Origin of the sequence: Paenibacillus daejeonensis DSM 15491, from assembly GCF_000378385.1 — a bacterium.
GTDB classification, from domain to species: domain Bacteria; phylum Bacillota; class Bacilli; order Paenibacillales; family Paenibacillaceae; genus Paenibacillus_D; species Paenibacillus_D daejeonensis.
Window position 1 is genome coordinate 102,102 of sequence record NZ_KB899664.1, and the last position, 12,906, is coordinate 115,007.

A 12,906-nucleotide genomic window follows, 5' to 3' on the forward strand; every position below is an offset into this window, starting at 1 on the left:
AACCAGGATATTTGAATATTGTAGCTTCTTTTTTCCGCTATTGCTCAAGTAACCAGTGGTTAGTCACATGTGGAGCAGATATAACGGAACATAAGCGTCATATTGCGTTGAATCACTAAGGAAAACATGAAATAGCGGAAAATAAGTGTCACGTTTGGGGGGGACGAAAAAAAAGACGATCCGCCATTCATTCGCTTCGGGGCTGGTAGGCCAGGAAACGGTGAATGTGGATCGTCTATAAACACCTCACCCCTCAAACCGGAACCAGTCGAAGTCAAAGTTGCTGCCCGGCAGGAAGATGAAGGTGACACGCTGATTGCCGCGAACCGGCTCCAGCTCGAAGCTGCGCTCTTCGTAACCGTCCGATGTCGTGAATTCCACCAGCTGGTTGCTCTCACCGGTTTCATCTGCGAACCGGACATGAATCGTGTTGTTGATCGGTGCTCGGCCGCGAATGACGAGCCGCCGCACACCTGACTCGCCAAAGTCCATGCCACTGAACTCTAGTGAGACGTTGTTACCAATGCCTTCGACCCGGCCCTCGGCCACCGTATAGGTATCCCCATAGATGCGGTCGCCGTCAGCCGCGGCATTGCGAGCCAGAGCACGGTTCTGGGCCTCGAAGGTGAAGCCCTTCAGATGCATTTTCTTGCGGGTGACGAACCATAACGAAGTAATCCCCTGCAGCCGCTTGGTGAGTTGGTACGTCTCTTCTTGGTAAACATTCCACTTGGACGGCTTCTGATAGATTAAATCGGCCACCAGCTCGCTGTCCCTCTCGCCCGGCTGCCCTTCCCAAATCTGCAGCGTGTAGGGCTCACTGGAGAGTGTAAAAATCGGCATCGTTATCTTATCAGAGCCATAACTACCAAAGTCGATATTCGTGAAGCCGACCTGCGTCTCCCCATCCCGGCTGGTGGCAACACCGCGCTCATTGCCGCTCCCCACATCCCCGCGATAGTCATCGTACAGCCCGCCCGAGATGAAGCCATACGGATCCTTGTAAGCCGTGCCCAGTCCATCTGCATGGAATTCCAACTGTGAAATGAGACGCACCTTAGTGCTGCCGTTCTTGCTCATGGCGCGCAACCGAAAGCTGCCGTCCCCAAGTGCTGTGATCGTGGCTTCCGGCCCATCCGACTCGACGCGGGCGATCGCTGAATCGATCCCGGTATCCGTGACGACACGCCATTCGAGATCCTGGTAAGAGGTATCCGCAGGGTGCAACTGGGCGCGGACACGAATTGCCGCCTGTGACGGGTTCAGCTGCTGACCGGATTCGCTAATCAGCTCGATTTTGCGCAGCGGCACTTCCTCCGCGTCACCGAGCTCACAGGGGAGCGCCACGTTGTATGCCTGTGCCGAGACACCTGCCAGTGCTTCCGGGTCCGTCGGCAGTGTCGGCCAGGTGGCGGTGCTGGCTTCCAGCCCTTTTCCGGTGACGGTTACCGTAATCGTACCCGGTTCCAGCGTCGGCGCCACGATCGCCAGCAGCTTACCGCTGAAGAGCCGCCGGCTGACGCCTTTGTATCCGTCATAATCTGTGCTGTCCCCGTTATCCAGACCGATGAGCCGGCCAGCGCCGGTTACTTCGACGTCGACCCGGTTCACCGCATTATCCACCAGGCGGCCTCGCTCGTCCTCCACTGTAATCTCTACATGCAGCAGGTCCACCCCGTCGGCCGTGAGCGAGTCCTTGTCGCCGTGGAGCTGGATTTTTCGCGCATCGCCAAAAGATGTTCGGACATCGGTAGCAATCACCGTACCTTCCTCATCATAGGCAATAGCCTTCAATTCACCCGGCTCGTAGGGCACCTTCCACCAGCCAACCAGTTGGCTGTCCTTCTCGCGGTCAAACGTATGGGTCCCGATGGTCTCCCCATTCAACTGCAGCTCAATCTTCGGCGCATTGGAGCAGACCCGCACATCAATCAGCTGGCCCGGGTTAAAGTCCCAGTACGGAAACAGATGGACCATGGGCTGCTTGCGGTAGTCGGTCCAACCGGCTTGATAGATATAGTAGGAGTCCTTGGGAAAACCCGCCGTATCAATCTGGCCAAAATAGCTGTTCTTCGTATGGTAAGGCGTGGGCTCGCCGATATAGTCAAAGCCGGTCCAGATGAACTGGCCAAGCGAGAAGGGGGTGTCACGCTCCGCGATAATACAAGCTTCGGCCGACTTGGCGCCCCAGCTCGTTGAGCTATTGCCCAGCGCAGAGCATTGCTCATCATCGTCCGCCAGAATCGCCGCCTCCAGCGGAAAATGATAGATGCCGCGGCTCTGCACGACCGATGCCGTCTCGCTGCCGTAAATGATCCAGTCTGGATACGCTTCGTGGTGAGCAGGGTAATATTTCTCTGCATAGTTGTAGCCTGCAACCTTGACGATATCTGCACATGCACGGGCATTAGGCCAAGGCATATAGTTGGAGCCGATGGTCACGCGGGCATTACCCTTGGGATCGTGCTTCTGCACCTCCACCATCAGGAAGCGTGTCACCTCCTGGCCCCGCTCATCCGCATGCGTATCATAGATTTCGTTGCCGATACTCCACATGATGAGACTCGCATGATTGCGGTCGCGTCTCACCCAGCTGCGCACGTCGCGGGCCGCCCACTCGGGGAAGAACCGGGCATAGTCATAGGTGGTTTTGGACCGCTCCCACATATCAAAAGCCTCGGAGGCAACCAGGAAGCCCATCTCATCCGCCAAGTCCATTAGCTCAGGTGCGGGCATATTATGCGCCGTTCGGATGCCGTTGACGCCCATGTCCTTCAGAATCTGTAGGCGCCGTCGCAGGGCAGACGCATTAAAGGCTGCGCCCAGCGCGCCTAGATCATGGTGCTCGCAGACGCCGTTAATCTTGTACTTACCACCGTTCAGCAGCAGACCCTGGTCGGGATCCATTAGAACGTTACGGAACCCGATACGCTGGGTGAGCGTTTCGACAATCTGCTGCTCCCCTTCCTGTGTGAAGCGCATCAGCCGGGTCGTCAGTTCATAAAGATGCGGGTCATCGGGGCTCCATAGCAAAGGATCTCGGACAGTAAACTGCAGCTGACTTAGCGCTGCCCCTGTCTCGTCGGCGGATACCGTACTGAAACCCTCACCAAGTGTCTCCCCGCCGCGGCTGATCGTATGGGTGACGGTCGCCTGACCCGTCAACGTCAGTTCGGTATCGATCTCCACGAGCCAGTCGTCCGCTTGCTCCGTGATGGCTACATAGATGCCGTCCGTATCGATAAATGTGTTCCCGCGCCGTTTGAGCCATATATTGCGGTAAATGCCGGCCCCGGAATACCATCGGCTGTTTGGACTTTGATGAACAACTTTGACAACGATTTCATTTTCGCCAGTGGTTAGAGTCTCGGTGATCTCGCACTCAAAGGAGGAATAGCCGTTTTTCCATTCACCGACCTGCTGTCCATTCACATAGACCGTGCTGTCCTGATACACCCCGTCGAACGCGAGGAACAGCCGCTCTCCCTCTGCTGCTGCGGGCGTCCAGCGTTTGCGATACCAGCCAATACTGTTCTCGTACAAGGCCCTGGTGTTATAAATGAGCCAATCATGCGGCAGATCTACCGGTGCGTAGGAGAGAGCCTGCCCCTTCTCTTCATCCAGTCCGCTCTTGGCGAATTGCCAACCGTCATTGAATCTCAGCTTCGTGTTCTGTGGTTCCTGCTCGTTTCCCGTCATGCGTCATGCCTCCTGTCTGGATTGTCCCCGTCATTGTACCGGACCGGCCGGGCCGGGCTCAATGTACAATAATGCAGGCCGATGTACAATTCTCCGCATTTATCGTCAGGTACCCTTTAATGAAAACCCGTCCTAGCTCTGCCAATTCACATATAATTCTCTGTACTGAGTGGGGGTGCATTGCCGGTACGCCTTGAACGCACGGTTGAAGGTGGCGAGACTGCCGAAGCCTGCGCGCATCGCCACCTCAGTGACAGACAACGCAGGATCAGCCAGCAACAGCTCGGCGCGCATGATGCGCTGGCCGGTCAGATAGTCGTAGTAGGACATACCGATGACTGATTTGAACAGCCGGGTAAAATGAAACTTGCTGTAACCGGCCAGCTCTGCCAGCTCTTCCACCCGTAGCTCACGCGTGCAATGCTCATTCATGTATCGGCACACCTTCAGGAACGTATCGATCTGCTGATGCAGCCGGGTCCCCCGGGCTTGTCTGCTGCGAACGCCCTCCAAGGCGATCTCGCGTCCGACCTGGACGAAGAATTGGATCAACAGGCCATAAGCGGCAGCTTCTTTGAGCGGGGCTTCACCCAGATATTCGTCCCGCAGCTGGAGGAGCAGAGCTTGTAGCCCGGAGCTGGCCGTGCCGGTGCTCTCCCCTGGGACGTGCAGGGCGGGACGCAGCAGATGCAAGGTAGCATCGAAGAGCTTCAGGCTGTGCAGCAGCGACAGATCAAACTGCATAATCAGCCGTTCGCCTGTTTCTGGTGCTGTAATCTCATGGAGCTCACCGGGAGGAATGATTAGGATATCCCCGGGATGAAGCGTATAGGTCGAGTCATTGACCCGCACCGTATAGAGATTGTCCAGCGGCAGGATGACTTCCGCAGCGGTATGCCAGTGCAGCGGGTAGTCCTCCGGCTCACTGTTCCGGTACAGACGAATTCCGAAGCCCTCCCGGAACAGGACGGTTTCCCGGGTTCCGTCCAATTTTTCAATCAAGGACATGTCCTCCTTCTGACTACCGTAAAAATCGCAATATTTGAGGAGCAAATCGCATGGGGTTGGAAGCGAAACGGTCGCCATGGGCTTATAATAACACCAACGAATGGGCGAAACCAGTCATTGTAATCGGATACAGGACCAGAATGGGGAATGGAGAGGGGCAATAAGAGGATGGCAAAATTAGTGGAAAATCGAACGAAAGTTGATGCCTACAAACGCCGCGCGGAGGAACTCGTAGCGCAGCTGACCCTGCAGGAGAAGGTGCGCCAGATGCTGCACGCGGCGCCGGCGATTGACCGGCTTGGCATTAAGGCCTACAACTGGTGGAACGAGGCGCTGCATGGCGTGGCCCGGGCAGGTGTGGCGACGGTGTTCCCGCAGGCGATCGGCTTGGCGGCGACCTTCAATGAGGAGCTGCTGGAGGAGGTTGCCGATGCAACGGCGACGGAGGGACGCGCCAAGTTCAATATGCAGCAGCAATTCGGCGACACAGATATCTATAAGGGGCTGACCTTCTGGGCGCCCAATGTGAATATTTTTCGCGATCCGCGCTGGGGCCGTGGTCACGAGACGTACGGCGAGGACCCGTATCTGTCGGGAAGGCTGGGGGTGCGGTTTATTCAAGGCTTGCAGGGGCACGACGAAGCGTATCTGAAAAGCGCAGCCTGCGCCAAGCACTTTGCCGTACACTCCGGTCCGGAGGATATCCGGCACAGCTTCAACGCTGAGGTATTTGTGCAGGATTTGTATGAGACGTATTTGCCTGCGTTCCAGGCTTGCGTGCAAGAGGCCCAAGTGGAGGCGGTAATGGGTGCCTACAACCGGACGAACGGCGAGCCATGCTGCGGCAGTGAGCTGTTGTTGGAGCAGATTTTGCGTGGAGAGTGGGGCTTTGACGGTCATGTGGTGTCCGACTGCTGGGCGATCCGCGACTTCCATCTGCATCACAAGGTAACGGCCGATGAGGTCGAGTCCGTCGCGCTGGCGGTGAACAAAGGCTGTGACATCAACTGCGGCTCGCTCTTCATTCATCTGACGGAAGCGGTGGAGCGCGGACTGGTCACCGAAGCGACAATCGACCGGGCCGTAACTCGTCTATTCACGACACGTATGAAGCTAGGCATGTTCGATGCACCAGAGGGGGTGCCTTACAGCACCATTGGCTATGAGGCCGTCGATTCGGTACAGATGCAGGCGTTGAACCGCCGGGCCGCTCAGGAGAGTCTGGTTTTGTTGAAAAACGACGGTTTGCTGCCGCTCGATAAGTCCGCTATCCGCACGATTGGGGTCATTGGTCCGAATGCCAATAACCGGCGGGCGCTTGTAGGCAACTACGAAGGCACGGCCTCCCGGTATATTACGGTTGTGGAGGGCATTCAGGATGCTGTGGGCGATGAGGTGCGGGTCTTTTACTCTGAGGGCTGCCACCTGTACAAGGACAAAGTCGAAGGGCTCGGCGCTGCCGGCGACCGGCTGTCCGAAGTAAAAGGCGTTTGCGCGCAGAGTGATGTCGTTGTCGTCTGCCTGGGTCTGGATGCCAGCCTGGAGGGCGAAGAGGGCGATACCGGCAATCAGTACGGTAGTGGCGATAAGCGCGATCTGGCCTTCCCGGGCTTGCAGGAAGAGGTGCTGCGGACGGCGTATGCCAGTGGCAAGCCGGTCATTCTGGTCGTGCTGGCGGGCAGCGCGATGGGTCTGGGCTGGGCCGACGAGCATGTCTCGGCGATCCTCCAGGGCTGGTACCCGGGATCGCAGGGCGGCCGTATTATCGCGGAAGCCATCTTTGGCGAATTCTCGCCGGAGGGCAAGCTGCCGATCACGCTGTATCATTCGGTTGATGAGCTGCCGGAGTTCACCGACTATGCGATGCAGGGACGTACGTACCGCTATATGCAGCAGGAGGCGCTGTACTCATTTGGTTACGGGCTGTCCTATACACAGTTCAGCCTGTCCGATGTGAGAGTGGACGGCGACCAGCTGGGAGAGGGAGGCGTCCGGGTAACGGCCAAGCTGCGCAACGAAGGACACATAGCTGGTGGCGAGGTGCTGCAGGTGTATGTGAAGGCAGAGCGTGAGGGCACGCCGAACCCGCAGCTGAAGGCATTCCGCAAGGTGCATCTGCAGCCGAATGAAGAGCAGGAGCTCGCGCTTACTCTGCCGCTGGAGGCCTTCGGACTCTATGATGACAAAGGCAAGCGAGTGCTGTATGAGGGAGACTATACTGTCTACGTCGGCACCTCCCAGCCGGATACCCGCAGTCAGTCCCTGACCGGGCAGCAGCCCGTCGCGTTCCAGCTTACCTCCCATCGGGAGCGGGAACTTTAGAGGTAGATTCGCCCGAAGCGTGAGAGGAAGCCGCGTAGCCATGGGGCTGCGCGGCTTCTTTGTGGAGTCCGGGGACATGGTCGTCAAAAGAGGGTATCCATGTTACGATTGTAGGAGAGTTACAATATTTAGGAGGGTGCTCGCTGCTTGAGCCAAGCGCTGAAACAACTGCCAAACGGCAGTTGGATTAGCTCTCAGTGCGGCCGAGCACCGAATTAACTGCCATATGGCAGTTGGTTTAGTCCGCACTGTGGCCGACCGCCGAAATAACTGCAAACGGCAGTTGGGTCGGCTGTCACCGTGATCGAGCGCCGACATAACTGCAAACGGCAGTTGGGTCGGCTCGCACTGTGGCGGAGCGCCGAATTAACTGCCAAATGGCAATTGGATTAGCCCGCACTGTGGCCGAGCGCCAACAATGGTAGTTGGCCCAGCCTGTACCTGCACCGGGCACCCAAATGTATATGAAATTTCATACTTATTTGCGCACTTTTACGTAATATGATGCAATAAGCACGAAATTTCGTGTTTATTCTACGATTTCCTCGAGAAACCCCAAAATATATATGAAATTTCGAGTTCATTGGCGGGTACGCGCATTCTACACCAATCCAAGCAGCCCTTCACTCAGCCGGCATCGAATTGAACGCAAATGGCAGCTGGTTGACCCGCAGCGTGACCAAGCGCTGAAACAACTGCCAAACGGCAGTTGGAACAGTTCTCAGTGCGGCCGAGCACCGAATTATCTAGACCAAGGTAAAGCGGCAATCGACATCCTCTGGCGGGGTAGCAAATCAAGTGTACTAAAAAAGATCACCACGTGGGGAGGCAGCGAGTAGATGACAGATGCCAGAAAGCTAGATTTCATGGTTGCAGCCTACATGTTTGTGTTGTTGCTACTTGGTAGGTTAATTTTCATTTATCCTAATCAAAGGTATCTTTACATTTTAAATCATGATGATTTTTATGTTTTAAGCTTTCTATTCATAATCGCAAGTGCGTTAATGATTCATTTCTTTATGGAGGGAAGTAAGAAGAAAAAGTTGCTTTCTTTGTTTGTGGCAACCTGCATTATTTATGCGGGTGTTGGGGCTTACTATTATGCAAATCTGCCAGCCTATACGTATGAAGAGGCGGTCGAGAAAGTGGAGGCATATGAGAGGAAGGCTGGAAAAACAGTGCAAGTGCAACTCCCTGAGGGTAATTATCAAAAGCTGGGCATTGGCGATCACACCTTCTTAAAAATGACAGATCATGTCTACTATATCTATTTGGAGGTCGAGGGGGAGCCTGTGTCGTATCGCTTTTATCCGCTGGATGGCCAGTTCGAACACTCGACTAGGAGCTTGGTGGATTAAAGTGAATCATGGACTGTAGGGAGTGCGTCGAAGCTTATGGATGGCTGAAATGGTGAGCCAAGCAGGCGAATTATCGGTTACCGGTGAAAGATTGCTAGTAGGTGTCCGATCAACGTGCTGCATCTCCGCGGGGATGCGCCACAGTGGAGCATGAATGAGCGTAACGGGTGCGGACCTCGGCTGTAACGGCCACCACGGACGCTATTTCGCGCTAAATTGGTGGTTTGGAATTCTAACGGCCATATGTGCTGTTATTTTGCTTCGGGAAGCTAGTTTCTGAGTGTTTTGGTGAGAATAACTGCGATGGTGGCCGTTAGAGGCGGGAGTATCTAAAAAAGGCCCCAATAAGTGCTTATATGGCCGTTAGAGCAGCAGCGCAATCAAGAGCAGTCACTCCCTATCCAAAAGAGCCATCACCGCGGTGCAACTTGCCGGAATGATGGCTCTGATTGGTATAGTCATTTGCCAGCCGGGTAGTTACCCAGCCCTATGGGTCGTATAGGCACCACACCAGCGTGGTGAGCAACCCAGCCCTATGGGTCGTATAGGCACCACACCAGCGTGGTGAGCAACCCAGCCATATGGGTCGTATAGGCACCACACCAGCGTGGTGAGCAACCTAGCCATAGGGGTCGCATACGCACCACGCCAGCGGGGTGAGTAACCTAGCCATATAGGTCATATAGTCCTCTCCCCAGGCAGATGGAATCCCCCCTGCTATATGGTCGTCGTAGCGTCTCGCCAGCAAGGGGGCAGTCGTCCCGCAATGGGGGCGTACGTCCGCCATCATTCAGCTGGATCCCCGAGCTGAGACTGCCCGCCTTGGGAAAGTGCTGGGATCTCTACCATCATGCTGCCGAATCCTGCGGGTTGAGAACGCCCTTCTTGGGCGTCTTCTGCCAGGCTTACTGGATCTGAATTTGCCGACGGGCATCGGGGCCTGGACGTTTGGGGATCTCCAGCTTCAGAACGCCCTGGTCCAGCTTGGCCTGAATGCCGTCCTCGTCGACCCGGTCGACATAGAAGCGGCGGACGAATTCGCCGGAGCGGCGTTCACGGCGGATCAGCCGATTGTCGTCGTCTTTTTGTTCGGTATAGTCATCGCGCTTGGCGCGTATGGTGAGATAGCCGTTATCCACATCCACGTGGATATTTTCCTTGGCGATGCCGGGCAACTCCGCTTCGACCAGGTACCGGTCTTTTTCTTCCCGGATGTCGGTACGGAAGGTTTGACCGCCAAAAGGAGACAACCAGTGATCATCGGACAGATCCTGGAAGGATTTCAGCATTTGTCCGAACATATCCTCTTGGCGCTTGCGTAATGGAATCAGATCAAACATCAAAATCAGCTCCTTATATAGAATTAGTGGTGCTTACAGTTCTAATTATAGCGCTGGAATCATTCCCTGCTCAACGGCAAAAAAACGCCGAAATCCGCAGTTCTGGCCGGTTTTTGGCGAATTTAAATCTAAAATTTCATGCTTTCTTTAATTTTGACCAATTTTGACCTACTGACTTTATCTGATGAATTACGGGGTCTCAGGCAGCTGTGCGATTACCTCATCCAAGGTCAGATCCGTCATTGTGGTTAGGCGCAGATGACACCCTGGAAACGACAGATGGCACGTCAGAGCATTGGGCACAATCACACAGTACATCCCGGCTGCAAGGGCTGCTGCCGCTCCAGCAGGGGAATCCTCGAATGCAATGGCACGCTCAGGGGATACGCGGAGTGTCGTCGTCACAAGCTGATATAGCTCTGGGTCTGGTTTAACGCAGGCGACATCTTCGTTGCCGCGAATACAGTCAAAATACGAGGTAATGCCCAATTCTTGAAGGTTCGTGAGGATCCAGTTTCTTGGTGAGCTGGAGGCCAGTCCGACGGGCAATCCAAGTTGTTTTGCGCGGTTCAGATATTCCATAACCCCTGGGCGGGTTAACCGGTCTGGCACCAGTTCTGAATAGACTGCTCGCCGGCGTATGCGTAGCATCTCTAGGTCTAACGATTTACTCACGCATTTTTGCAGATATTGATACGGATCGAAGCCGCCATTGTAATCTCCGACCCGCGAGCAGTAGAGGTCCAAAGGCAACTCGACATTATATTCCTGCAAAAGGGTGCAAAAGGATTGATACTCGTACCATTCGGTATCGCGAATCAGACCGTCAAAATCAAACACGACCGCTTCTATTTCAATCATTCATCCCATCATCCTTTATTACGTTATTGAGTTACCTTGTTATTACGTTACCATAATAAAGGAATTATTTATAGTGACAGATTCACCTGAATTGACAACAGACCTGTCCGTGAGTCATACTGGTACCAATAAAACTAATTCAGTACCATATAACAAGGAGGCGGATGGAAATGGAACATCTAACGGTTGTGCAGGCTGAGCCGGAATCCGTTGTAGGCGCGAGGCTCAACATGATAGCGCTGGAGGAAGTCACGCATACCCTTGCGGGCAGCACCGATGAGGCGGTGATGGAGAAAACGATGCTGGGATTGTGGAAGCATCCTCACAACCGGTTTAGTTACAGATTTGCCTATGAAGCGAGACGGGGAGATCAGACGCTGGGGATCGTCACTTGTCTTCCGGTCTCGGAGATGGATAAACTGTCATGGCCTACGCTGAAGGCGCTGGTTGGTCTTCGTGGCTGGCCGCTCCTCACGCATGCTGCCTTGCAGCTTCAGACGATATGGAACCTGATGAACCTGAAGGAAGGACGGCCTGATGAATTTCATATTGCATCACTCGCGGCTTTGCCGGAGAGCCGGGGGCTGGGCGTTGGCACGCAGCTGATTCATCATGCAGAGGAGGCAGCGAGAGAACTGCGTTTTCGCAAGAGCTCGCTTACGGTCAAGCAGTCCAATATTGGCGCCCGGCGCCTGTATGAACGATTGGGGTATACGGTGGTGGACAAAATCAACCGCAAGCCTTTTTTCTTGTATCGGATGGCTAAGCTGTTGTAACCTGAAGGCATAACAATCACTACGCAATTGGATTTTACAGGAGGACATATGCCGCAGGACATTGACAGACAGGTGTATTTGAAGCTGCTGCAGCTGCTTGGCCGGAAGGGTACTCATTTTACAACGGAGGATCTGGCGCGGGAATTAGGCACGAGCAAGCGCACCCTATACACTTATTTTTCGAATAAGCATGACATGATCGACAAGACGATTGATTTTATATTTGCAGATATGGAGCGCTCGGATGCTGCGATATTGGAAAATGACAGCTATTCATTCAAGGAAAAAATTGAGCTGTATATCCGCAACGTCCCCGACAGCTATCATATTGGTGTGCTGCTGCGGTATGCGGATGATTTCCAGCGCCATTACCCCGAGCAGTGGGCGAAGGCCGAGCGCTACATCGACTCCATATGGGATGAATTAATCGAGCTGGTGGAGCAGGGGATTGCGGATGGTCACTTACACAAGTTGGATACGACGATTCTTCGGCTGATGCTGGATCAGACGCTGGTGAAGCTGCTGGATTATGAGTTCACGGCGCGGCAGCAGGTCAGTTTTGAGTCGGGTATGAAGGCCATGTGCAATATTGTGCTGTATGGGCTGGTAGATAAAGACGAAGTATAGGGGACTGTTGCCTATCAAGCATGTTACCCCGCCGCGCCAGTACCATCGTTCCGCACCAGCTAATCATTCAGTAATCTCAGCTATTCTCCAACAACGCTGTGATTTTGTCCTGGACCGCTTGCAGCCGTCCCTGCGCCCATCCAGCTTCGCGCAAGAGATCATTCACAATACTTTGGAGCTTGTAGAGCTTCTTTCGCACCTCATGCTGGGAGGCCTGGATGCGACCCTGAACGACCCAGTCGACAATCAACCCGTCGAAGAAGAAATCGGCAAAGGTAAGGGAACCACCGATGTCAATGCGGGCCTGGATGTCCTGATTGACATTGTCAACTTCCTCAGCGAAGCGTCGCAGCCCGTCCTGGGCCGCATGTGAGCATGCTACACATCCACCCGGTAATTCAGATTTAATTCATCGGCGGGCAAGCCGCGTATCCCCCAATTCGCTCTCGGCGTCTCCGTAATCGTGATCTCCACATCCTGCGGATCGATACCCAGCTGCGACTGAATCGCTTGAAATAGCAAACGATAGAACTGTTTTTTGGTTTCCACCGAGCGCCCCTCGAACATACTGACTTCAATGACAGTGTAGGCGTCGGAACGATCCTCCGGATAATAGAAGTCCTCGCGGTCCATTGGAAAGAACCGCTGGAACCGTTTGTCTGCCGGGAGCTGGAATGCCGTAATGACCGTCGCATGAATAATATCCGAGAGTTCGGCCTTAATCGGATTCAATCTATCCTTGAGGCCATAGATTTTGAACTGAGCCATAAGGCAAGCCACCTTTCCTCTGGCGAGCATGTGACGTATCTAAGCTGGCTCGCGCAATCGTCTGATGCCATTCTCTCACAAAGTAACCGGTCCGTCGATCCAAAAATGACGTTAAAAAACCCGCTTCCTGAAGAAGCGGGGTGGAGG

Annotated in this window: 12 protein-coding genes; 6 read left to right on the forward strand and 6 right to left on the reverse strand. The window is 54.4% G+C overall.

Going from position 1 to position 12,906, the window contains the following annotated elements:
• Positions 1–246 precede the first annotated feature (246 nt).
• Together F556_RS0117485 and F556_RS0117490 are read right to left on the reverse strand one after the other, a co-directional pair.
• Positions 247–3,699 carry a glycoside hydrolase family 2 TIM barrel-domain containing protein gene (locus F556_RS0117485; RefSeq protein WP_020618278.1) on the reverse strand — a complete coding sequence of 1,151 codons (3,453 nt, stop codon included), beginning with the start codon at positions 3,697–3,699 and terminating at the stop codon, positions 247–249.
• Positions 3,700–3,831: 132 nt separating this feature from the next.
• Complete coding sequence (locus tag F556_RS0117490) at positions 3,832–4,701, reverse strand: helix-turn-helix transcriptional regulator (protein WP_020618279.1); 870 nt, start codon at positions 4,699–4,701, stop codon at positions 3,832–3,834.
• A gap of 174 nt (positions 4,702–4,875) precedes the next feature.
• On the opposite strand from F556_RS0117490, the gene F556_RS0117500 reads away from it, so the two are divergent.
• The 3 genes from F556_RS0117500 (at position 4,876) to F556_RS0117505 (ending at position 8,387) form a co-directional block, all read left to right on the forward strand.
• Entirely contained in the window at positions 4,876–7,029 is a 2,154-nt protein-coding gene (locus tag F556_RS0117500) for a glycoside hydrolase family 3 C-terminal domain-containing protein (protein ID WP_040716934.1), read from the forward strand.
• A 566-nt stretch (positions 7,030–7,595) separates the two neighbouring features.
• Complete coding sequence (locus F556_RS37830) at positions 7,596–7,868, forward strand: hypothetical protein (RefSeq protein WP_157272802.1); 273 nt, start codon at positions 7,596–7,598, stop codon at positions 7,866–7,868.
• Positions 7,869–8,387 carry a hypothetical protein gene (locus F556_RS0117505; protein WP_020618282.1) on the forward strand — a complete coding sequence of 173 codons (519 nt, stop codon included), beginning with the start codon at positions 7,869–7,871 and terminating at the stop codon, positions 8,385–8,387. It abuts the gene before it with no gap.
• A 619-nt stretch (positions 8,388–9,006) separates the two neighbouring features.
• Here the strand turns inward: F556_RS0117505 and F556_RS37835 are convergent.
• The 3 genes from F556_RS37835 to F556_RS0117515 all read right to left on the reverse strand — a co-directional run bounded on the left by F556_RS37835 (position 9,007) and on the right by F556_RS0117515 (position 10,588).
• Positions 9,007–9,177 (reverse strand): hypothetical protein, encoded by a 171-nt coding sequence (locus tag F556_RS37835; RefSeq protein ID WP_157272803.1) that lies wholly within the window; start codon positions 9,175–9,177, stop codon positions 9,007–9,009.
• A gap of 115 nt (positions 9,178–9,292) precedes the next feature.
• Positions 9,293–9,727 carry an Hsp20/alpha crystallin family protein gene (locus tag F556_RS0117510; protein WP_020618283.1) on the reverse strand — a complete coding sequence of 145 codons (435 nt, stop codon included), beginning with the start codon at positions 9,725–9,727 and terminating at the stop codon, positions 9,293–9,295.
• 189 nt (positions 9,728–9,916) lie between these two features.
• Complete coding sequence (locus F556_RS0117515) at positions 9,917–10,588, reverse strand: HAD family hydrolase (RefSeq protein ID WP_020618284.1); 672 nt, start codon at positions 10,586–10,588, stop codon at positions 9,917–9,919.
• 170 nt (positions 10,589–10,758) lie between these two features.
• On the opposite strand from F556_RS0117515, the gene F556_RS0117520 reads away from it, so the two are divergent.
• The 3 genes from F556_RS0117520 to F556_RS0117530 are packed head-to-tail and all read left to right on the forward strand — an operon-like array spanning position 10,759 to position 12,364.
• Positions 10,759–11,364, forward strand: coding sequence for a GNAT family N-acetyltransferase (locus F556_RS0117520; RefSeq protein WP_020618285.1), 606 nt, complete (start codon positions 10,759–10,761; stop codon positions 11,362–11,364).
• A gap of 48 nt (positions 11,365–11,412) precedes the next feature.
• Positions 11,413–11,991 (forward strand): TetR/AcrR family transcriptional regulator, encoded by a 579-nt coding sequence (locus F556_RS0117525; RefSeq protein WP_020618286.1) that lies wholly within the window; start codon positions 11,413–11,415, stop codon positions 11,989–11,991.
• Positions 11,992–11,998: 7 nt separating this feature from the next.
• Positions 11,999–12,364 carry a hypothetical protein gene (locus F556_RS0117530; protein ID WP_020618287.1) on the forward strand — a complete coding sequence of 122 codons (366 nt, stop codon included), beginning with the start codon at positions 11,999–12,001 and terminating at the stop codon, positions 12,362–12,364.
• A 5-nt stretch (positions 12,365–12,369) separates the two neighbouring features.
• On the opposite strand, the gene F556_RS0117535 is transcribed toward F556_RS0117530, so the two are convergent.
• Complete coding sequence (locus F556_RS0117535) at positions 12,370–12,759, reverse strand: tautomerase family protein (RefSeq protein WP_020618288.1); 390 nt, start codon at positions 12,757–12,759, stop codon at positions 12,370–12,372.
• Positions 12,760–12,906: the final 147 nt, after the last annotated feature.

What these genes read in the sequence shown, in the direction of transcription:
- F556_RS0117525 (WP_020618286.1), top strand. Translation starts at nt 11,413, where the DNA reads ATGCCGCAGGACATTGACAGACAGGTGTATTTGAAGCTGCTGCAGCTG.
- F556_RS0117485 (WP_020618278.1), bottom strand. Translation starts at nt 3,699, where the DNA reads ATGACGGGAAACGAGCAGGAACCACAGAACACGAAGCTGAGATTCAAT.
- F556_RS37835 (WP_157272803.1), bottom strand. Translation starts at nt 9,177, where the DNA reads ATGATGGCGGACGTACGCCCCCATTGCGGGACGACTGCCCCCTTGCTG.
- F556_RS0117520 (WP_020618285.1), top strand. Translation starts at nt 10,759, where the DNA reads ATGGAACATCTAACGGTTGTGCAGGCTGAGCCGGAATCCGTTGTAGGC.
- F556_RS0117510 (WP_020618283.1), bottom strand. Translation starts at nt 9,727, where the DNA reads ATGTTTGATCTGATTCCATTACGCAAGCGCCAAGAGGATATGTTCGGA.
- F556_RS0117500 (WP_040716934.1), top strand. Translation starts at nt 4,876, where the DNA reads ATGGCAAAATTAGTGGAAAATCGAACGAAAGTTGATGCCTACAAACGC.
- F556_RS37830 (WP_157272802.1), top strand. Translation starts at nt 7,596, where the DNA reads ATGAAATTTCGAGTTCATTGGCGGGTACGCGCATTCTACACCAATCCA.
- F556_RS0117505 (WP_020618282.1), top strand. Translation starts at nt 7,869, where the DNA reads ATGACAGATGCCAGAAAGCTAGATTTCATGGTTGCAGCCTACATGTTT.
- F556_RS0117515 (WP_020618284.1), bottom strand. Translation starts at nt 10,588, where the DNA reads ATGATTGAAATAGAAGCGGTCGTGTTTGATTTTGACGGTCTGATTCGC.
- F556_RS0117535 (WP_020618288.1), bottom strand. Translation starts at nt 12,759, where the DNA reads ATGGCTCAGTTCAAAATCTATGGCCTCAAGGATAGATTGAATCCGATT.